The organism is Halomonas sp. QHL1 (assembly GCF_001882345.1).
Taxonomy (GTDB): domain Bacteria; phylum Pseudomonadota; class Gammaproteobacteria; order Pseudomonadales; family Halomonadaceae; genus Vreelandella.
Genome location: NZ_MINL01000001.1, coordinates 2,964,703 through 2,984,745 on the forward strand (window position 1 = coordinate 2,964,703; position 20,043 = coordinate 2,984,745).

The following is a 20,043-nucleotide window of genomic DNA, read 5'->3' on the forward strand; positions in this document are numbered from 1 at the left end:
GTGTCCATGTACCACCCGCGGTTGCAGTCATTTGGTGCCCTGCTGATTTTAGATGCCGATTGTCGACGCATCCAAACCAGTAGCACTAACTTAGCTCGCTTGACCGGTGTTGAGCACCCTGAAAATGGGCAGCTCACCCTTGCCTGCGTGTTGGGGAAACGGCTAAGCCAGCGGATGCGTCGTGAACTGCAGGGGCAGCAGCGGCTCCCCGGCCCGCTAGTGTTTAATCGTCCCAAACACAGCAACGGTCGTTTTCAACTCCACGCTTACCGAGCGGGTGAGCAGGTTATCGTCGAGATTGAGCCACTTAATCCCCAGGGTAAGCGCCGCCTACTGGGTACTGTGAATGAGCGGCTGATGCACTTAGCTGAAGCGACGCATCAGGAAGAGCTGCTTGACGCTTTGGTTAACGCTATTCAACAGCTCACCGGTCATGATCGCGTCAGCGTGTGCCATTTTGATAGCGATTGGCATGGTTTGATGGTCGCCGAAGCGCTGGGAAAACAGCTGCCCTCGCTGTTAGGCCAGCGCTTTCCCGCCAGCGACTTCCCTGTCGCCTTACGCAAAAGTTACCAACATAACCCGGTGCGGTTAATTGAAGACGTTGACGCGCCCCCTGAAACGCTAATGCCCGCTTGCCCTGAAACGCGTCTTAACGGCAGTTTTTTACGCGCACCTGCCCCGGAACGACAGCGCTATTTAAACCGCTTGGGGGTGCGTGGCTCACTTAGTTTGGCAATTCAGGGAGATACCGGCATATGGGGGCTAGTGTTTTGTCACTCGGTAACCCCGCACCCGGTTGAGCCCCCCTTGCGAGATGCCGTTCGCACTCTCGTGCAAATGGCCACCCAGCGCATGCTGTTGCTGCGGGCGCGTCAAGAAGCCCGCTACCTGCAGCGGGTTCAGGATAGCCTGGTACTCAGTGCACGAGCGCGCAGCGAGCCGCAAAGCCCCCAGCGAATGCTGCATGAGCAGGCGGCTATCTGGATGAAGCTATTTCGCGCCCATGGCGTGGTGCTGTGGGTGAATGGTGGCGCTTATCAAGCGGGCATGACGCCGCCCCCAGAAGCGATCAGCCAGTTTGTGCTGCGTCTGGAAAGGGCCCATGTGCATAGCGGCCCTTGGTGCACGCGCGAAATCGCCAAAGAGACGTTAACCTGCTCGCTAGACATGCCCGAACAGTGCGGGGCTCTAGCTGTGCCGCTGCCGATGAACTCAACCCAGCGCGCCTGGCTGATGTTTTTTCGGCCCGAGCAGGTGGAAACGCTATATTGGGCGATGCAACCCACGACCAACCCTCATCCGGCGTCAATAGCGGCTCCCTCGACCGCCTGGCAGGAAGAGGTGGTGGGTAAGAGCGAAGCGTGGCAACGGGTAGAGCGCTTAGCGGCGGTAGATTTGGGTGAAGATCTGACGCTGGCAATTTCCGCCTATGAAATTAGCTCACTTAATAGACATTTGGAGCACGAGCGCAAAGCCCTTGCTGAGGCTAATCAGCGACTCGAGCAACTGGCCCATTTTGATCCGCTAACCAAGGTGTGGAACCGCTACCGCATCGAAGAAGCGATCAATGCAGAGCTAGTGGCTGCCAAGCGCTATGCGGCCACCTTTGCGTTATTACTCTTTGACGTGGATAACTTCAAACAGATCAATGATGCTCACGGCCATAGCGTGGGGGACGATGTGCTGGTGGCGCTGGCCCGCTTAGTAGAAAGCTCGCTGCGCGGCTGTGATCACCTGGGGCGTTGGGGCGGCGAAGAGTTTATTGTGCTGGCAACTCACTCTGATGTTGACGCTGCCCTTGGCCTGGCTGAGCGGCTGCGCTCGTTGGTAGCAGCGCTACGTATAGAAGGGCTTGAACAGACCATTACGGTGAGTATCGGTGTTGCCGTTTGGCAGCCGGGCGACAGCTGTAAAACCATTATCTCCCGGGCCGATGACGCCATGTACCGCGCTAAGCATGGTGGACGCAATCGCGTTGAAATGGCGCCTAAGCCCGTGGTGCCGATCTAAGCATTCACACCTTAAAAGTTTCCACTACCTTTGCACTGGCTGAGCATCCGGTGAATCGCTGCGTCGGCGCCTTGCAGGCTAAAGGTCATATACCATGGCTCGCGCTCCTCCTGGTCAAAGCCGAGAAACAGCTGCTCGCCCTGGCGCATGTCGGCCATTAGAGATTCCAAGTCACTTAAGTAAAAGTGGGCATAAAAACCGTCATCGCCGCGCTCGGTAATAAATTCCGCCATGGTGTCGATAACGGGCTGCTCATCGATGCGCAGCCGGGCGGGCACTAGGTTGACCGCACGGCTCTCACCTTGCTGCTGCTCAAGGGTGACGCGCATCTCCAGCCAGGGTAAATCGCAAACGCCCGCGGTGGCGTTCAAGCTCAGCGTAGCGTCGGAGTAGCTGTGGGTTTCCACTGCACGGTAGTGACGTTCACCCCCCAGCGTTAGCGTCATCGACTGCCAATGGTCGTGGTTGGTTACGTCCTTGGTATTAAACGTGGCGGCGCTAGTGTCGGGCGTCACTACCATCAGTGAAACGGCCATTACCACAGCAACTAACCGAGGAAATGACATAGCGACTAACGTAAGCAAGCGGAAACGCGGGGTATCAGTAGCAGTCATGATCTGAGCCATTTAACTAAAAGGGTCAGTCTATAACGTGTTGGGAAGTGCCAAAAGAGTAACGCGCTGATTTTTCTATATATGGTAGAAAAAAGTAAAAAAAGCGCCCCATATAGTGGAAAGTCAAGTCTATACTTCATTCCGATGCCACGTATAATCGCACCATTTAAGCGCTACATTCACCCCGTTGTGAAGGAGTTTTGCGATATGAGCACCGCTGCTAAAGCTATGAAGACCTCTAACGATGTCCCGATGCAGGCCCCTTCGCGGGAGATCTGGGATGCTAAATATCGTCTCAAGGATCGTCATAGCCAGCCCGTCGATCAGGACGTTGGTGCTACGTTTGAACGGGTTGCTCGCGCCCTCGCAGTGGTAGAAGGTGATAAAGCGGAAGAGTGGCTGCCGAAATTCCGCTGGGCGCTGGAAAATGGCGCTATACCTGCCGGTCGAATTCTCTCCAACGCGGGCGCTGAAGCGTATAAGCCCGCGGTGAGCCTGATTAACTGCACCGTTTCGCGCACGATTCGCGACTCCATGCGCGATATTCTCGACTCGGTAGTCGATGCGGGCATGACGCTGAAATCCGGTGCAGGTATTGGTTACGACTTCTCGACGCTGCGCCACAAAGGCGCCTTCGTATTCGGCGCTGGCGCGGGCACTAACGGCCCGCTGGCGTTTATGGATATCTACGACAAGATGTGTTTCACCGTGGCCTCTGCCGGTGGCCGCCGTGGCGCCCAAATGGGCACCTTCGATGGGGGCCACCCGGATGTGCGCGAGTTTATCCAGGCTAAGCGCGAAGCGGGTCGTCTGCGTCAGTTTAACCTTAGCTTGCTGATCACCGATGAGTTTATGGAGGCAGTGAAAAACAATACCGACTGGCCGCTGGCCTTTCCGCTGCACCCCGGTGAGAAAGAGGACGTGAAAGCGGAAGACCTGCTCTATCGTGATTGGCCGGTGGTGGAAGAGGGCTACACGGTGGATGCCGAAGGCCGAGTTGCCTGCCGCATTGTTGAAGTGATTAAAGCGCGGGAGTTGTGGGACACCATTATGTCCTCCACCTACGACTACGCCGAGCCGGGCTTTATCCTGATCGACCAGGTTAACCGCATGAACAATAACTGGTTCTGCGAGGATATCCGCGCCACCAACCCCTGTGGCGAGCAGCCTCTGCCGCCGGAAGGCGCCTGCCTGCTGGGCTCGGTCAATCTAACCAAGTTTGTCATCGACCCCTTTGGCGCCGAGCCGCGCTTTGATTGGGAGCGCTACCGCAAAGTGGTTGCGATCTTCACCCGCATGCTCGATAACGTGGTTGAGATTGCTGGTTTGCCGTTGCCCCAGCAGCAGCGTGAAATTGAAGCCAAACGCCGCCACGGCATGGGCTTCTTGGGCTTGGGCTCAACGCTCACCATGCTTAAAATCCCCTACGGCTCTAAGCAGTCGCTGGTGTTTACCGATGAGGTGAGCCGTCATTTGGCGATAGAGGGCTGGAAGCAGGCGCTGGAGCTTTCACAAGAGAAGGGCATGGCGCCGGTGCTTGAGCAGGAGCACACCATTACCCCTAAAATGTTGCGCGAGCGGCCGCAGTTGGCCAAAGATGGCTACGAAGTGGGCGATCAAGTGCCGGGACGCATTCTGCACGCTCGCTACAGTCAGTATATGGCCCAAGTGGCCGAGCTTGAGCCCGAGCTTGTGGCACAGCTGGCTGAGCACGGCGCGCGCTTTACCCACCACAGTTCAATTGCACCGACAGGCACGATCAGCCTGTCGATGGGTAACAACGCCTCCAACGGTATCGAGCCCTCCTTCTCGCACCGCTACTTCCGCAATATTATCCAGTCGGGTAAGAAGACCAAAGAGCAGGTCGAAGTGGTTTCTTTTGAGTTGGCCGCCTACCGCCACTTTATCGCTGCCGACGCCGTGGATAGCGACCTGCCGGACTACTTTGTCACCGCCGATGCCATCTCGCCCGAACAGCACGTTGCGGTTCAGGCCGCCGCCCAGCACTGGGTCGATTCGGCGATCTCAAAAACGGTCAATGTGCCTACCGAGTTCCCCTTTGAGCAGTTCCAGGATCTCTATTTGCAGGCTTACGAAAGCCGCTTAAAAGGCTGTACTACCTTCCGCTTTAACCCTGAGGCCTTCCAGGGCGTTCTCGTGCGGGAGGATGATCTTAAAAACACCACCTACGTGTTTGAGCTGGAAAATGGCGAAACCCTTGAGCTCAATGGTAGCGAAACGGTGATTTACGACGGTGAAGAGCATAACGCTGCCAACCTCTTTGATGGCTTAAAAGAAGGCACCTACGGCAAATGGTGATGCCGCGCTAAGCGCTATCTGTTTAAAACGCACACCTTTGCTAAGTGGAGAACATCATGGCTGTAGAAATTACCTCAAAAATCGTTGGTTACCGTATCAAGCAGCAGGAACAGGCAGCGCCCGTTCCCGAGCTTCAGGATGAAAACCCGCTGACGGTACGAATTCCTTCACGTCCGGAAGGCACCCTGGAGGCGGTATCTGAAAAGATCTCTTACGTGGGCGCGGAAGGCCGTAAGAAAGTCTACCTGCTGGTGTCGTTTATGCCGGTGGAGGGCGTGATTGGCGGTAAGCGGGTGGTGATTGAGCGCCCGGTGGAGTTCTTTTTTCCGTCAGGGCAGCTCTCCAGCGAGCACCAGTGGATTACCGCCACCATGCGCAGTCTTTCGTTAGCTGCCCGGGGCGGTTACGTCACCCAGGCGGGGGCGGATCTGCGCAAAGTAGCCTGGGACAAAGGCCTGGTGCGCTGTGGCATGAACCGTTGGAACAAGCCAATGTTCCACGACTCGGAAGTCGCGGCGATTGCTTGGTCGATTCAGCAGATTCTTTACCGCCGCGGCTTTTTGGATCGGGATGGCAACCAAGTGCCGGTTGAGCAGTTGGTCGAGCGTTATGCCCATCGTATGACTCACGGCCATGCTTGGCAGCCCGGTGCTGAAGAAGAAGCGAATGATGCTCCCGTTGAAACAGGCGCGGTAGAGCCGATTGGCGGTGATAAGGCAACGCCGGGAAAAAAGCCTGAAGGCAGTGCCCCGGCTACGGTGGGTAACTGCCCCGAGTGCCGCGGCGAACTGATCATGATGGATGGTTGCCCCACCTGCTATGCAGGCTGCGGTTGGTCAAAGTGTGGTTAGGCGTAGCTTAGACTTTTAGTTTTAAAAAACCGCGTGCTAACAGCACGCGGTTTTTTTATGCAATTTCGCCTAACAGGGGGCGGACGTTGTCGGTGAGGTAGCAGTCGTCAAACTGTCCTTCATTACTGAGGGCTTTTAAATTCGGGATTGTTAGGTGGTGGCGATCACGAAACACCAAACCATCTTCGCTAAGCGCGGTAAAGGTACGGCTAACGTGTACCGGGCTTAGCCCTAGCACATCGGCCAGCTGCTCCTGGGAGAGGGGCAGGCGGAACTGGTTGCTAATGTCCGGGTTGGTTTGGCGCAGCCTTAGATACATCTCATAAAGGAAGTGCGCCATTTTTTGGCGGGCGCTGCGTCTAGCCAGCGTCACCAGCCGCTCGGTCATTAGCGCCTGTTGGCGGCTACCGATGGCAAACATGACCGATGTTAGTGGTAGCGACCGGCGGAATATTTCCAGCATACGCTTGTGCGGAAAATGACAAATCACACCGTCATCAATCATGCGCACATTCTCAAGACGCTCGGAGAACGCAAACTCGCGCAGTCCAATAATATCCCCCGGTAAAAACACTTCCAGAATCTGGCGATCACCGTTTTCCAGATGGCGGTAGGAGTAGGCCCAGCCGCTTTTTAGCGTGCAGAATTCATTGGCCGGGTCGCCCATCTCCCAGAGTAGCGTGCCCGACTTAATATCGGTCGGGCTCTCCTCCAGCGTCATGAGCAATTTCTTCTCATCATCGCTTAATGAACAGTAGTGATTGAAGTGCTTAATAATACAGCTATTTTCCTGACCCACGACTTATCCCTCCAGCAGAAGATTGCATAATACTGCTAACTATAATCTGCCCACCACTATAAACAATGTGGCTATCTACTGCGTTGACCAAAGGTACCAACTAGCATGGCTATTTAGTCTGAGGGTGGGCGTCTGCCCACCCCGCCTGCAAAAAACGAGTGCTAGCGCTTCGTTGCGCGTTTCCCCCGTGCCAGCAGTGGCGCTAAGAATCGGCCGGTATGCGAGACTTCCTGCTTGGCAATCTGTTCAGGCGTGCCTTCGGCGATGATCTGTCCGCCACCGGAGCCCCCTTCGGGGCCAAGATCGACAATCCAGTCGGCGGTTTTGATCACATCCAGGTTGTGCTCAATCACCACGATAGTATTGCCGTGATCGCGCAGGCGGTGGAGTACCGTCAGCAGCTGGCGGATATCCTCAAAGTGTAGCCCGGTGGTCGGCTCATCCAAAATATACAGCGTTTTGCCGGTATCGCGCTTGGCCAGTTCGCGGGCGAGTTTAACCCGCTGCGCTTCGCCGCCCGAAAGGGTGGTGGCGCTCTGTCCCAAGCGGATATAGGAGAGCCCCACATCGAGCAATGTTTGCAGGCGACGGGCAATCGCCGGTACCGGGCTGAAGAATTCCAGCGCGTCTTCCACGGTCATGGCCAGCACCTCGTGGATCGTTTTACCCTTGTAGTGAATATCCAGGGTTTCGCGGTTGTAGCGCTTGCCCTTACACACGTCGCAGGGCACGTAGATATCCGGCAGAAAGTGCATCTCTACCTTGATCATGCCTTCGCCCTGGCACGCCTCGCAGCGCCCACCTTTAACGTTAAAGCTGAATCGGCCGGGCTTATAGCCCCGGGAACGCGCTTCTTGGGTGCCAGCAAACAGCTCGCGAATCGGTGTGAAAATACCCGTATAGGTGGCCGGGTTGGAGCGCGGCGTGCGGCCAATTGGGCTCTGATCGATATCGATGACTTTATCGAGCTGGTCGAGCCCTTCGATTTTCTCATAGGGCGCGGCGGTCAGGGTGGTCGCGCGGTTTAGCTCGCGAGCCGCAATGGGCATCAAGGTGCCGTTGATCAGCGTCGATTTACCCGAGCCGGAAACCCCGGTAATGGCGATAAACAGCCCAAGCGGTAGGCTAAGCGTGACGTTCTGAAGATTGTTGCCGGTAGCGCCGCGCACAGTTAATTGCTTTTCTGGATTGCCAGGGATGCGGTAGGGCGGTACGGCAATTTCCCGGGTACCCGATAAATACTGGCCGGTCAGCGAGTTGGGGTTGTCCATGACATCTTTAGGTGTGCCCTGGGCGACAATTTCACCGCCGTGCACGCCCGCGCCTGGGCCGATATCCAGTACGTGATCAGCGGCGCGAATGGCGTCTTCATCGTGCTCGACCACAATCACGGTATTGCCCAAATCGCGCAGCCGCTCAAGGGTTTTCAACAATCGGTCATTATCCCGCTGGTGCAAGCCAATCGACGGCTCATCGAGAATATACATCACCCCGACCAGGCCCGCGCCAATTTGGCTGGCTAAGCGGATACGCTGGGCTTCACCGCCGGAGAGCGTGTCGGCACTGCGCTCAAGATTGAGGTAATCCAGCCCCACATTGACCAAAAACTCTAGCCGGGCGTGGATCTCATGGACGATTTTATCGGCGATCTCACCTTTGCGCCCTGGCAGGCTTAAATCGGCAAAGTAGCGCCACGCTTCACCAATCGGGAAGCGCACAATCTCGGCGATGTTGTGATCATCCACGTAGACATGGCGCGACTCTTTCCGCAGTCGCGAGCCACTACAGGTCGCGCAAGGCTGCACGGCGATGTATTTGACCAGGTCATCGCGCACCATGTTGGATTCGGTTTCCCGATAGCGGCGCTGCATATTGGGCAGCACGCCTTCGAAAGCGTGTTCGCGGGTGACTTTGCGGCCGCGGTCGCCCACATAGACAAACGGGATGTGCTCGTCGCCGCTGCCGTTGAGGATAACCTCCCGATCGCGGTGGGCGAGCTCTTGCCAGGGCGTTTCCAGCTCAAAACCATAGTATTTGGCCAGCGCCTGGAGCTGGGTAAAGTAGTAAATATTGCGCCGATCCCAGCCTTTTATTACGCCTTCGGCAAGCGACAGCTCCGGGTGGCTGATGAGCTTGTCCGGGTCGAAGTACTGCTGGACACCCAGCCCGTCGCAGGTGGGGCAGGCGCCCGCCGGGTTGTTGAACGAGAACATCCGCGGCTCAAGTTCCGCCAGCGAGTAGCCGCACACCGGGCAGGCAAAGCGCGATGAGAAGGCAATGTCGTCGCGCTCACCGTCCATAAAGTGAATCATGGCGGTGCCGTCAGCGAGGTTCAGCGCGGTTTCAAAGGACTCCGCCAAACGTTGGGCAAGGTCGTCGCGCACTTTGAAGCGGTCAACAACAACGCTGATATCGTGTTTTTTGCGCTTATCCAGCGGTGCGATATCGTCCAGCTCTAGCACTTGGCCATCGACCAGAGCGCGCACAAAGCCCTGGGCGCGCAGCTCGGCCAGTAACTGTAAATGTTCGCCTTTGCGGCCTTTGACTACCGGCGCCAGCAGCATCAGTTTGGTGCCTTCGGCGAGGTTCATGACCTGATCGACCATCTGGGAAATGGTCTGAGCTTCCAAGTCTTCGCCGTGTTCGGGGCAGCGGGGTGTCCCGGCACGGGCAAACAGCAGGCGCAGGTAGTCGTAAATTTCGGTGATGGTGCCCACGGTCGAGCGCGGGTTGTGGGAGGTGGACTTCTGCTCAATGGAGATCGCAGGCGACAGCCCTTCGATGTGATCCACATCGGGCTTTTCCATCATCGATAGGAACTGGCGCGCATAGGTGGAGAGCGATTCCACATAGCGGCGCTGCCCCTCGGCGTAAAGGGTATCGAACGCTAACGACGATTTACCCGAGCCGGAGAGGCCGGTTATCACAATCAGCTTGTTACGGGGCAGCTCCACATCGATCTGCTTGAGGTTGTGGGTGCGGGCACCCCTGACCAGAATGCTGTCCATCAACACCTCGAATCGCGCGGCAAAAGCGCGATTATACGTTTGTCGGCCCCCTCCCGGCAAAACAGCTTTCATAACCTGCGGCAACTCGCGACGTTTCCAGCGCCAGCCCAAACCGCTAGAATAGAGGATTGTCACAATTCACACTGACTCACCACATGCTTAACCACCATATAAAAGGGCATTATGCGCAAGGTTTCCGCACTATTGCTGGCCTCTGAACGTCGTGCGATCAGTGGTTTGGCCGGGCTTTATGCATCGCGCATGCTGGGTCTGTTTATGGTGCTGCCGGTATTGGCGCTGTATGCCGACACCCTTGAGGGTTCAACCCCGCTATTGGTGGGCGTGGCGCTGGGTATTTATGGTTTAACCCAGGCGACGCTGCAAATTCCGTTTGGGTTACTTTCTGATCGCATTGGGCGCAAGCAGGTAATTGCCATGGGGCTGGTGATTTTTGCCCTCGGCAGCGTGATCGCGGCGCTCTCCGATAGCATTGCCGGCGTTATTGCTGGTCGAGCGCTGCAGGGCTGTGGCGCCGTAGCCGCGGCTATTATGGCACTGCTGGCGGATCAAACCCGTGAGGAGGTGCGCACCGCCGCCATGGCGACCATTGGGCTCTCTATTGGCGTGTCGTTTGCGATTGCCATGGTGCTGGGGCCGTGGCTTGCCGCCTGGGCGGGGCTGGCCGGGGTGTTCTGGTTTACTGCACTGCTAACGCTGGTGGGGCTGCTGGTACTGTGGCGCTGGGTGCCTTCAGCGCCACGGCGAAGGCGCCACCGTGATGTGGGCATGGACCGCCAGCAGTTTAAGAGCGTGATAATCCGCCCTGATTTATGGCGGTTGGATGTGTCGATTTTTGCCCTGCACTTAGTGCTGATGGCGATATTTGTCGCGGTACCTTTTCGCCTGCTAAACGCCGGTGTGGCGATTGAGTATCATGGGCTGGCGTATCTTGGCATTATGGCGCTATCGTTTGTTGCTATGGTGCCGCTGATTATCGTGGCTGAGAAGCAGCAGCGCATGCGCTTGATGTGTCTGGCAGCGATCGGCGCTATTGTGTTGAGTCTGGCGGGGCTGGGGTTGCCACTCTCGCCAAGCTACTGGCTGTTTGTATGGCTGTTTGTGTTCTTCACCGGCTTTAACTTGCTGGAAGCGACGCTACCTTCCATGCTCAGTAAGCTTGCCCCGGCGGGCGCCAAAGGAACCGCGATGGGGGTGTACTCCACCAGCCAATTTTTAGGCGCTTTTTTAGGCGGTACGCTAGGCGGCTTGCTGGCTCACTATGGTGGTCTCAATGCGGTCTTTATTGGCTGTGCTGGTTTGGCGTTATGCTGGTGGATCGCCATGTGGCGGATGCCCGCACCGCCACCGCTCTCCAGCGAAGTGGTGGCGCTTCACGAGACCCAGGCAGACGCGCTCGACCTGTTAATGGAACACTTAGCCGATGTGGTCGGCGTGGAAGATGTCATGGTGGTGCCGGAAGAGCGCTTGGTCTATTTAAAGGTGAACCGTCAGCAACTTGATCAGGCAGCGTTGAACAAGCTAATGGCACCCCCAAAATCTTAATCCAGCCGTGCCAATGAAGTGTGGCGGCGGTTGGCAATAAACTCTACATGACAGCTATTAAAGGAGCGCCTTATGGCTCGCGGCATTAACAAGGTCATTCTGATTGGCAACCTCGGGCAGGATCCAGAGGTGCGTTTCACCCCCAGCGGCACCGCCGTGGCCAATTTAAATCTGGCCACCACCGATACCTGGATGGATCGTCAGAGCGGCCAGCGCCAAGAGCGCACCGAATGGCACCGCGTGGTGATGTTCAATAAAACCGCCGAAATCGCCCAGCAGTACCTGAAAAAAGGCTCCAAAGTCTATATTGAAGGGCGCCTGCAAACCCGCAAGTGGCAGGATCAAAACGGTCAGGATCGCTACTCGACGGAAATCGTCGCCAACGATATGCAGATGCTTGACGGTCGCAGCGGTGATTTCCAAGGCGGCGGCGCCCCGCAAAACAACTATCCCCAGAACGCGCCGGCGCAAAACAGCCCCGCCCAGAATAACCCTGCCGCCAATAATCAGGGCGGCGGTTATCCCCCACAGGGTGGCGCGCCCCAAGGCGGCAATAACTACCCCGGCGGGCAGAGCCCGCAGCAGTCTCCTCGCCCCGCGCAGCCAGCGCCGCAGCAGGGCAACCAAGCTCCTCCGCCCAACCAGCAGAACAGCAGCTACGGCGCCCCGGACCCAGGTAACTTCGACGATTTCGACGATGAGATCCCGTTCTGAGCGTGCTATTCGTCGCTCAGCGTGGAAGTAAGCGTGATAAGGGAGGGGTGTCTTGAAGCTGTTAATACTGGATGCCGGACACTGCCTAAGCTTGGCACTGGCCCGGGAAGCAAGCCGTCGTGCCGATACAGAGTTGGTCATCGAGCAAGGAACCACCATCACGCCGTCACGCCTTGAGGCGATAGCCCCTGACGCCGTGATTATTCCACCGTTGGCCCACCCACTGAACATGGCGCCAGCGGACGTTACGGCCCATGCCGATGCGGTAGATATCTGTCTGGATGCCTGCCAGGCGCAAGACGTGGCGTTGGTATGGTGTGTCTCCGATCAGCTTTACGAAGACGGTTTGGAAGTCCCCATTGACGAGCACGTGGTGCCTGCTCCGCGGGATGACAGCTTGCGCCGCCTGGTTCAGACCGGTGACCGCATCCGTGCGGAGTTTCAGCGTCATTTGATTGTGCGCTTAGGGCCGCTGTTTGCGCTGGAAGGCAGCCATGCATGGCTAAATGACATCATCGGTCACTTGGTGCTCGGGAAGGCGGTGCGCGCTGCGGAGGATGTGATTTTTTGCCCGACCTCCGCGGATGCCGTCGCCATGGCGCTGATTGGTATGCTACAGCAGCAGGTCAGTGGTGCTGAGTCCTGGGGGGCTTATCATCTTGCTGGCACCGAACCTGTCAGCGCTTTTACCTTTACCTCCATGGTGCGTACCCAGCTATTAACGCACCTTGAGGGGCGCGGTGAGCAGATTAACCTCGGCGAGGTTCAGCCGCTTAAACATCATCACGATGCTAAGCTACGGCGCGTTTTGAACTGCCGACGTGTGCTGGACGTGTTTGGCGTTCATCAGAAACCGTGGCGCTTAGAGGCTGGACGTATGTTAGATGCGTGGTGTTTAACCCGTGAAAGTAACCGTGTCAGCGATACAGGAGCGTCGGCTTGATAAATGTGGTTCGCAGCTTGGTTTTTTATGCCGGCTATTTTTTTGCCATGCTAATGATCGGCATCCTGTTTCTACCCATTGCGCCGTTTCTTCCGCTGTCTGGCCGCTACCGCTTACTCAATTTGTATAACTATTTTTTGATGGTGTGGTTTCGTATCGCCTGCGGGGTGCGCTACGACATTCAAGGCCGGGAAAACCTGCCTAGCGGCCCCTGCGTGATCCAGGCCAACCATCAGTGTGAATGGGAAACCGTGTTTCTGCAGGTAATGAAGCCGCCGGTATGTACCGTACTGAAACGCGAATTACTGCGTCTACCGATCTTTGGCTGGGGTTTGCGTCTGCTTCGCCCGATCAGCCTAGATCGCTCCAAACCGGCGCGGGCGATGAAGCAAGTGCTTACACAGGGCGTCGAGCGTTTGGGCACGGGGCTTTCGGTGCTGATTTTTCCTGAAGGGACGCGGGTAGATCCAGGCATTCGCAAGCGCTATAACAAAAGTGGCAGCGTGGTGGCGTGTCGTGCAGGGGTACCGGTCTTGCCGGTGGCTCACAACGCTGGCGAGCGCTGGCCAGGACGCCACTGGGTTAAGCAGCCCGGCGTACTGCGTGTGCGCATTGGTAAGCCAATTGAGACGGCTGGGCGTATGCCCGATGAAGTGCTCGCAGACGTCGAAGCTTGGATTGAAGCGCAGCTACAAGAAATTTCAGACGTGCCGCGGCCTACCTCTCGCTAACAGCGTATCTTGCTGCCATATGAAAACGGCGCCCAGTGGGCGCCGTTTTTATGCTCATCATACGAGTAGTCGTACTAGCGCTAGTCGTTAAAACGCTGGAAGACTAAACACGCATTGGTGCCGCCAAAGCCGAAGCTGTTAGATAAGGCACGATCTATCGTCACGCCATCGCGGCGTTCGGTGACAATATCAAAGCCATCGGCCTGCTCATCCAACTCGGTGATATTCGCCGAGGCGGCAACAAAGTTGTGCTGCATCATCAGCAGCGAATAGATCGCTTCCTGTACACCGGTAGCCCCCAGGGAGTGGCCGGTGAGCGATTTGGTCGAGCTCATTGCGGGCGTTGTATTACCAAACACTTCGCGTATTGCTTTGAGCTCGGCAACATCGCCTACGGGCGTCGAGGTACCGTGGGTATTGATGTAATCAATATCGCCATCGACCGTTGCCATCGCTTGGCGCATGCAGCGCATAGCACCTTCGCCCGAAGGAGCGACCATATCATGACCGTCAGAGGTAGCGCCGTAACCCACTAATTCGCCATAAATCTTGGCGCCGCGGGCTTTGGCATGCTCAAGCTCTTCCAACACCAACATGCCACCGCCACCGGCGATAACAAAGCCATCGCGGGCCTGATCGTAAGGGCGCGAGGCCTGTTCAGGGGTGTCGTTGTAGTGGGTAGAGAGCGCGCCCATGGCATCAAATAGGCAGGAGAGAGTCCAGTGCTCCTCTTCGCCGCCACCGGCAAACACAACATCCTGCTTGTTGAGCTGAATTTGCTCCATTGCACTGCCAATACAGTGTGCTGAGGTCGCACAGGCAGAAGAGATAGAGTAATTGATGCCTTTGATTTTAAACGGCGTCGCCAAGCACGCTGAAACGGTGCTGCCCATTGTCCGGGTGACGCGATAAGGGCCAACGCGGCGCAGCCCTTTTTCACGCAATACGTCGGCTGCTTCAACCTGATTAGCGCTTGAAGCACCGCCGGAGCCGGCAATAAGCCCCGTACGCTCGTTAGATACCTGCTCTTCGCTCAGCCCTGCGTCTTCGATGGCCTGGGCCATAGAAACATACGCATAGGCAGCTGCATCGCCCATAAAGCGGCGCAGTTTGCGGTCAATGAGAGCGTCAAGATCAATATCGACACTGCCTGCGACATGGCTACGGAAGCCACGCTCGGCATACTCTTCTTTAAAACGAATACCGCTGCGCCCAGTTTTGAGCGCGTCCAGGACCTGTCGTTGGTCGTTGCCAAGGCAAGATACGATGCCAAGGCCGGTGACTACCACTCGTCGCATGGGAGCCTCCTGTTCAGAAATTCGCAGTGGAGGTAAATAGGCCAACGCGCAGATCATTAGCCTGATAGATGTCGCGTCCGTCAACGGTTACTGTACCGTCGGCGATACCCAAGATAAGACGCCGGGTAATAATACGCTTAATATTAATGCTATAGGTCACTTTTTGTGCATCCGGCAGAATCTGTCCGCTGAATTTAACTTCGCCGCAGCCAAGCGCACGTCCACGACCTGGGTGGCCTAGCCAGCCCAGATAAAACCCGACTAGCTGCCACATGGCGTCTAAACCCAAACAGCCAGGCATGACGGGGTCACCGGGAAAGTGGCAGTCAAAGAACCACAAATCAGGCGTGATATCCAGCTCGGCGATCAGTTCGCCCTTGCCATGCTCACCGCCTTCTTCGTGTATATGCTTGATGCGATCAAGCATCAGCATGTTAGGCGCAGGGAGCTGTGCATTGCCGGGGCCGAATAATTCGCCCCGCGAGCAGGCCAGTAGTTCTTCGCGATCAAAGGAATGTTGCTTGGTCACTGAATCGTTCCGAATATCAAATTGGTTGTAGTACTAGTCTACTTCCCGTAACCGCTGAATGCACGTAACTGGCTATTTATCGCCCATAACTTGAGATTTTAGCGGATCGGCCGATAACACTTTAGTGGGCAGCTTGGTTAAACAGCTGCCGATTGTGCACAATAAATGTTCCATTGCCGTAATATAGAGCATCCAAGTTTCTTAGGCGGCATGGTCAGCATGGCACCTAACGCTAATTTTTATTTAGGTTAATCTGTATAGGGTATAGCGAATCGCCATGTGGCTTCCTGTTTCTCTCAATCGTCCGTTAGTTTGGGTCGCACTGACGGCGCTTCCCGCTTGTGTTTGGGTACCTGATGCGATGCTACGCTTGGTGGCTGCCACGCTAGTTGCGCTTGGGGTGTGGGACGCCTGGAAACAAGTGCGTCAACAGCGGCTGCGCCTGCGGCTGTCGCAAGATACGTTAAGTCTCGCCAGCGATGCCATGGTGATTACCGATGCGCAAAATCACGTTATGGTAGTTAATCCAGCATTTACCGAAATTACCGGCTATGCCAGCCATGAGATTCAGGGGCTGAAGCTGGAGACGCTGGCAGCACCGCGCCATGATAAGGCCTTCTATCAAGCGTTTTGGAGCACGCTGAAAAGTACCGGCCGTTGGGAAGGTGAAATGTGGAGCCGGCGTAAACACGGCGACGAATACCCCGAGTGGCTAAAAGTCCGTGCCGTGACCGACAAGCGCGGCAACATTACCCATTTTATTAATCTGTTTACCGATATTTCGGCACAAAAAGCCCGTGAGCGCGATTTGCGCCGTATCGGCTACGAAGACCCTCTCACCGGGCTGCCCAACCGTCGCCGTCTCCACGACCTGCTTGCCTCCCGGCTGCGCCATTTACGCGCGGGCGAAAGCCTGGATATGGCGCTGGTGGATATCGATGGATTGAAGTCAGTCAACGATAGCCTGGGGGTTGAGCAGGGTGATCGGCTATTAGCGCGCTTTGCCCAGCGGCTAACCAGCTACGTGGCAGGGAGCGAGGTAGGGCGCCTGGGCGGCGATGAGTTTATGGTGATTCGCACCACCACCTTCGACGATCATGACCAGTGGATAGCCACCCTGCGCGAGCATATGAGTCGGCCATTTGAAATTAACGACCACTCGTTGCGCCTAGGGCTCACGATTGGCAGCTGTCGGGTGCCCGAAGATGGTAACGACTCGGGTGTCGTCTTCCAGCGCTTAGAGTCGGCGCTTTACAGCGCCAAACGCCTGGGGCGTAACTTAAGCCAGCGCTTTCGCCCGGCATTGGATAAGCAGGATAACCCTCAGCTGGCACTGGTCAGCGATCTACGCGCTGCGCTTATTTCCGGTGACCAGCTGGAGCTGCATTATCAAACCCAGCATGATCCTGGCAGCGGCGAGCTGGTGGGGATGGAGGCGCTACTGCGTTGGCGCCACCCCAGGGACGGCATGATTTCCCCGGGCGACTTTATTCCGTTGGCCGAGCGGCACGGTTTAATGAGCCAGCTGGGCGCCTGGGTGATCGAAAAAGCCTGCGCCCAGCAGGCCCATTGGCGCAACAGCGCTATGCCCAAGCTGACGATTTGGGTCAATATCTCGGCGCTGCAGCTGTTTCAAGGTGATCTGGAGAGCCAACTGACGACCTGCCTAAAGCGTTACCAGTTGAAGCCTTCGCAAATTGGCTTGGAGCTGACGGAGTCGGTGCTACTCGACGAGCGTGCGGGGGATATGGGGCCACGCCTACAGGCGCTACGGGATCAAGGCTTTGCGATTGCCATCGACGACTTTGGGACGGGTTATTCGTCGCTTGGCTACTTAAAACGCTTGCCGGTGGACAAGATAAAACTCGATCGGGCATTCATTAAAGAGCTGCCCCACGATCAGGCGGACGCCTCGATAGTTAAGGCCGTCTTGGCAATGGCAGAGGGCATGGGGCTAGGGGTGATTGCAGAAGGTGTTGAAACCAAAGAGCAGTGTCAGTTCTTGGTCAAGGCCGGGTGCACGTCCGTGCAGGGGTTCTACTTTGCTCGGCCGCTTGCCGCCGCTGAGTTGGAAAAACGTTTGGTGCCCGCACCTGTCACTGCTCCTTCTGCTTCATAGGGTTGAAATAGCTGATACCCATACAAAGCATCGCCCAAATGAGCGCCTGAGCGGGGAGTAACCAAGCAGCCAGGGTCACCTCCGCCAGTAGCGCTCCACCGTAATAAGAGAGTGGGCCGCTAATGGCGCCACACAGCGCGGCTAGCAATGGATAGCGCCACAGCCATGCAAGCGAATGATAGACCAGCGTGGCAAACAGCGGCCAAAGCATCCACAGCCACAGCGGTAGAAGCCCCAGCACCAGCGTTTGATCGTTAAAATCGAAGCCTCCCAGTAACTGCAAGCCGCCATCAATCACCAGTCCCAGCAGCGCAAATCCGGCGATAAATCGCCACTCCCCGGGGCGCGCCCAGCGCCATAGGTGCCAGGCCAACAGGCTGGCCCCTGCTATGGCGGCAACCCATGAGCCGCCCAGCACGCACAGTAGCCAGCCAGCCTCAAAGCGCAGGGCATTCAACACCAGCGCCTGCCACTTGGGTGATGCCATTTAGAGCGCGCCGGTGAGCGGAATGGGTTTCGCCGCTGGTTTAGCCAGCAGTAGATGGCAGGTGCCAATGGAGCGCTCGATAAAGCCGCCCTCGCAGTAGCACAGGTAGTAGCGCCACATGCGGATAAAGCGCTCGTCGTAGCCCAATGTTCTCACCTGCTCCAGGCTGGCTTCAAAGCGGTGACGCCACTCCCGCAGGGTGCGCGCGTAATGCGGGCCAATTTCATCCAGTGCGACGATGTTCAGTGACGTTTTACGCATAACGCTGGTTAACATGGCGTGGTGCGAGGGCAAAAAGCCGCCAGGAAAAATGTAGCGCTTGATAAAATCCATATCGCGTTTAGCTTCTTCAAAGCGCTGGTCGCGGATGGTGATGGCTTGTAGCATGGCCTGACCATCGTCGGTCAGCAGGCTGTCCAGTTTGTTGAGGTAGGTATCAAGATACTGATGCCCCACCGCCTCAATCATCTCCACCGAAATGAGACGGTCGTAGCGACCGGTCAATTCACGATAATCCTGTTTAAGCAGGGTGATTCTATCTTCTAACCCCTCTTCCCTAATACGCTGAGCGGTATGGGCGTGTTGCTCATCCGAGATAGTCGTGGTGGTGACGCGGCAGCCGCGGGTTTTGGCGGCGTGAATCGCTAGTCCTCCCCAGCCGGTCCCAATCTCTAGCAGGTGATGCTCGGGCTGTACGTCGAGCTTTTCCAGCATCAAATCGAGCTTATAGGTCGAGGCCTCTTCCAAGCTGGCTTCCGGGTAGGGGAACACGGCGCTTGAATACATCCAGTGGTGACGATCTAAAAACGTAGAAAACAGATCGTTGCCGATATCGTAGTGGGCGGCAATATTGCGTTTCGAGCCGCTTAAACTGTTGCGCTGCAAGCGGTAGGCGGCGCCCAGTAACCAACGGGCGAAGCGGGCACTGCCGTTCTCCATTTTCGTATTTACCTGCTCAAGGTTAGCGGCGAACAGGCGCACCAGGGCGACCAGATCGTCGGCGTCCCAATCGCCATCCATGTAAGATTCGGCAGCCCCTACGGTGCCGCCAAAGGCAAGGCGCTTCCACGCGCGGGAGTGGCGAATCACCACGGTCACTTGCAGCGGGCCTTGTTGACCTAGGTGATGACACTGATTGCCTTCAATCAGGGTGATACGGCCGCCGCGAAAGTCGTCCAGCTGGGCCATTAGGCGTGGCTTTAACCACTTGGTTAAGCGATCTTGCGCAATGGGCTGAATATTGGGAGGCGTGGAACGCAGGGTCGTCACTTTGAAGTCTCCTTGCGCTTGGGGTGGTTATAAACGGGGACGCGCTTAAGCCACAGGCGAAGCGCTTCAAAATGAATGCCCGCAATGGTTTTCAGGCTCATCCATGGCTGGCGCGCCAAGGTTTTTAGCAACGCGCCACGGGTGGCGGGTGTGGCGTCAAGGGTTAAGGTGGCATCAAAATGGCACTGCTGATCCTGCCAGTTCTCCATGTGCAGAAAGAGCTTTTCGGCGGGGGCATTAAATTTCCAGCGATAGGTCATCTCCATGGGGTTAAATGGCGAGACGTGAAGATCTTTATCGAAATGTGCTTGGTGGCTGTGGCGTGTTGGGTCCACCGCGCTGGCGTAGCGGGTGCGCTCACGCCAGGGCATGTTGGTGACCTCACTTAATACGGCTGTCAGTCGGCCCAGATGGTCGTAGGCGTAGTAGACGGAAATAGGGTTAAACATGCAGCCCAGCGTGCGGAGCTGGGTAAGCACACAGATACGGCCATTAGGTGCACTGCCCAGTTGACGAATAAGCTCCTCGCGAACGGCGGTTTTTAGCGGGCGGTCAACCGGGCCTAGATAGTCTTCGCGGCGAAAGCTTGCCAATGCAGGGCGTCGAGCGCTAAAGCCGGGCACCTTATCGAATAGGTCGGGCAGTTCATCCAGATCCAACCAGGCCATCCACAGCTGGTAACTAAAGGCGTGGGATGTGGGCGTAAAGCGCCGGTGGCGTAGGGTGCCACGATAAATACGCGAGCGTGGCTGGGTGGTTAGCCCAGCTGTCATTTCAGTCAGCATG

At 56.7% G+C, this 20,043-nt stretch carries 16 protein-coding genes; 8 read left to right on the forward strand and 8 right to left on the reverse strand.

All coding sequences use genetic code 11. The features are described 5' to 3' along the window. Positions 1 to 6 precede the first annotated feature (6 nt). Complete coding sequence (locus QHL1GM_RS13590) at positions 7 to 2,013, forward strand: sensor domain-containing diguanylate cyclase (RefSeq protein ID WP_083571034.1); 2,007 nt, start codon at positions 7 to 9, stop codon at positions 2,011 to 2,013. Between the two features lie 11 nt (positions 2,014 to 2,024). Here the strand turns inward: QHL1GM_RS13590 and QHL1GM_RS13595 are convergent, their stop codons facing one another. After that, on the reverse strand, positions 2,025 to 2,534 hold the full coding sequence (locus QHL1GM_RS13595) for a hypothetical protein (RefSeq protein ID WP_254795360.1): 510 nt from the start codon (positions 2,532 to 2,534) through the stop codon (positions 2,025 to 2,027). 300 nt (positions 2,535 to 2,834) lie between these two features. Between QHL1GM_RS13595 and QHL1GM_RS13600 the strand changes: the two genes are divergently transcribed. Together QHL1GM_RS13600 and QHL1GM_RS13605 are read left to right on the forward strand one after the other, a co-directional pair. Then, the gene (locus QHL1GM_RS13600) at positions 2,835 to 4,946 is read left to right on the forward strand and encodes an adenosylcobalamin-dependent ribonucleoside-diphosphate reductase (RefSeq protein ID WP_071694967.1); all 2,112 of its coding nucleotides are present in this window, start codon (positions 2,835 to 2,837) and stop codon (positions 4,944 to 4,946) included. Between the two features lie 56 nt (positions 4,947 to 5,002). Then, the gene (locus tag QHL1GM_RS13605; RefSeq protein WP_071694968.1) at positions 5,003 to 5,797 is read left to right on the forward strand and encodes a ribonucleoside-diphosphate reductase; all 795 of its coding nucleotides are present in this window, start codon (positions 5,003 to 5,005) and stop codon (positions 5,795 to 5,797) included. A 55-nt stretch (positions 5,798 to 5,852) separates the two neighbouring features. On the opposite strand, the gene QHL1GM_RS13610 is transcribed toward QHL1GM_RS13605, so the two are convergent. Further along, entirely contained in the window at positions 5,853 to 6,596 is a 744-nt protein-coding gene (locus QHL1GM_RS13610; RefSeq protein WP_071694969.1) for a Crp/Fnr family transcriptional regulator, read from the reverse strand. A gap of 161 nt (positions 6,597 to 6,757) precedes the next feature. Next, positions 6,758 to 9,604, reverse strand: coding sequence for an excinuclease ABC subunit UvrA (uvrA, locus tag QHL1GM_RS13615; RefSeq protein WP_071696004.1), 2,847 nt, complete (start codon positions 9,602 to 9,604; stop codon positions 6,758 to 6,760). A gap of 183 nt (positions 9,605 to 9,787) precedes the next feature. On the opposite strand from uvrA, the gene QHL1GM_RS13620 reads away from it, so the two are divergent. The 4 genes from QHL1GM_RS13620 (at position 9,788) to QHL1GM_RS13635 (ending at position 13,555) form a co-directional block, all read left to right on the forward strand. Continuing rightward, positions 9,788 to 11,167: an MFS transporter gene (locus QHL1GM_RS13620; RefSeq protein WP_071694970.1), complete on the forward strand. Its 1,380-nt coding sequence runs from the start codon at positions 9,788 to 9,790 to the stop codon at positions 11,165 to 11,167. A 72-nt stretch (positions 11,168 to 11,239) separates the two neighbouring features. Next, on the forward strand, positions 11,240 to 11,881 hold the full coding sequence (gene ssb, locus QHL1GM_RS13625; RefSeq protein ID WP_071694971.1) for a single-stranded DNA-binding protein: 642 nt from the start codon (positions 11,240 to 11,242) through the stop codon (positions 11,879 to 11,881). A gap of 52 nt (positions 11,882 to 11,933) precedes the next feature. After that, a complete protein-coding gene (locus QHL1GM_RS13630; protein WP_071694972.1) occupies positions 11,934 to 12,824 on the forward strand; it encodes a sugar nucleotide-binding protein in 891 nt (296 codons plus the stop codon). Then, the gene (locus tag QHL1GM_RS13635) at positions 12,821 to 13,555 is read left to right on the forward strand and encodes a 1-acyl-sn-glycerol-3-phosphate acyltransferase (protein ID WP_071694973.1); all 735 of its coding nucleotides are present in this window, start codon (positions 12,821 to 12,823) and stop codon (positions 13,553 to 13,555) included. Before QHL1GM_RS13630 ends, QHL1GM_RS13635 begins: the two co-directional genes overlap by 4 nt. Before the next feature lie 80 nt (positions 13,556 to 13,635). Here QHL1GM_RS13635 and fabB read toward each other — a convergent pair whose 3' ends face one another. Together fabB and fabA are read right to left on the reverse strand one after the other, a co-directional pair. Further along, on the reverse strand, positions 13,636 to 14,853 hold the full coding sequence (fabB, locus tag QHL1GM_RS13640; protein ID WP_071694974.1) for a beta-ketoacyl-ACP synthase I: 1,218 nt from the start codon (positions 14,851 to 14,853) through the stop codon (positions 13,636 to 13,638). 13 nt (positions 14,854 to 14,866) lie between these two features. After that, entirely contained in the window at positions 14,867 to 15,382 is a 516-nt protein-coding gene (fabA, locus tag QHL1GM_RS13645) for a 3-hydroxyacyl-[acyl-carrier-protein] dehydratase FabA (RefSeq protein WP_022520895.1), read from the reverse strand. A gap of 277 nt (positions 15,383 to 15,659) precedes the next feature. Between fabA and QHL1GM_RS13650 the strand changes: the two genes are divergently transcribed. Then, positions 15,660 to 17,501 carry a bifunctional diguanylate cyclase/phosphodiesterase gene (locus QHL1GM_RS13650; RefSeq protein WP_071694975.1) on the forward strand — a complete coding sequence of 614 codons (1,842 nt, stop codon included), beginning with the start codon at positions 15,660 to 15,662 and terminating at the stop codon, positions 17,499 to 17,501. On the opposite strand, the gene QHL1GM_RS13655 is transcribed toward QHL1GM_RS13650, so the two are convergent. Genes QHL1GM_RS13655 through QHL1GM_RS13665 form a run of 3 tightly spaced genes read right to left on the reverse strand, consistent with a single transcriptional unit; the run spans position 17,479 to position 20,042 of the window. Beyond that, complete coding sequence (locus tag QHL1GM_RS13655) at positions 17,479 to 17,988, reverse strand: DUF2878 domain-containing protein (protein WP_071694976.1); 510 nt, start codon at positions 17,986 to 17,988, stop codon at positions 17,479 to 17,481. The genes QHL1GM_RS13650 and QHL1GM_RS13655 overlap by 23 nt on opposite strands. Then, complete coding sequence (locus tag QHL1GM_RS13660; RefSeq protein ID WP_071694977.1) at positions 17,989 to 19,257, reverse strand: cyclopropane-fatty-acyl-phospholipid synthase family protein; 1,269 nt, start codon at positions 19,255 to 19,257, stop codon at positions 17,989 to 17,991. Next, entirely contained in the window at positions 19,254 to 20,042 is a 789-nt protein-coding gene (locus QHL1GM_RS13665; RefSeq protein WP_071696005.1) for a DUF1365 domain-containing protein, read from the reverse strand. Before QHL1GM_RS13665 ends, QHL1GM_RS13660 begins: the two co-directional genes overlap by 4 nt. Position 20,043 lies beyond the last annotated feature (1 nt).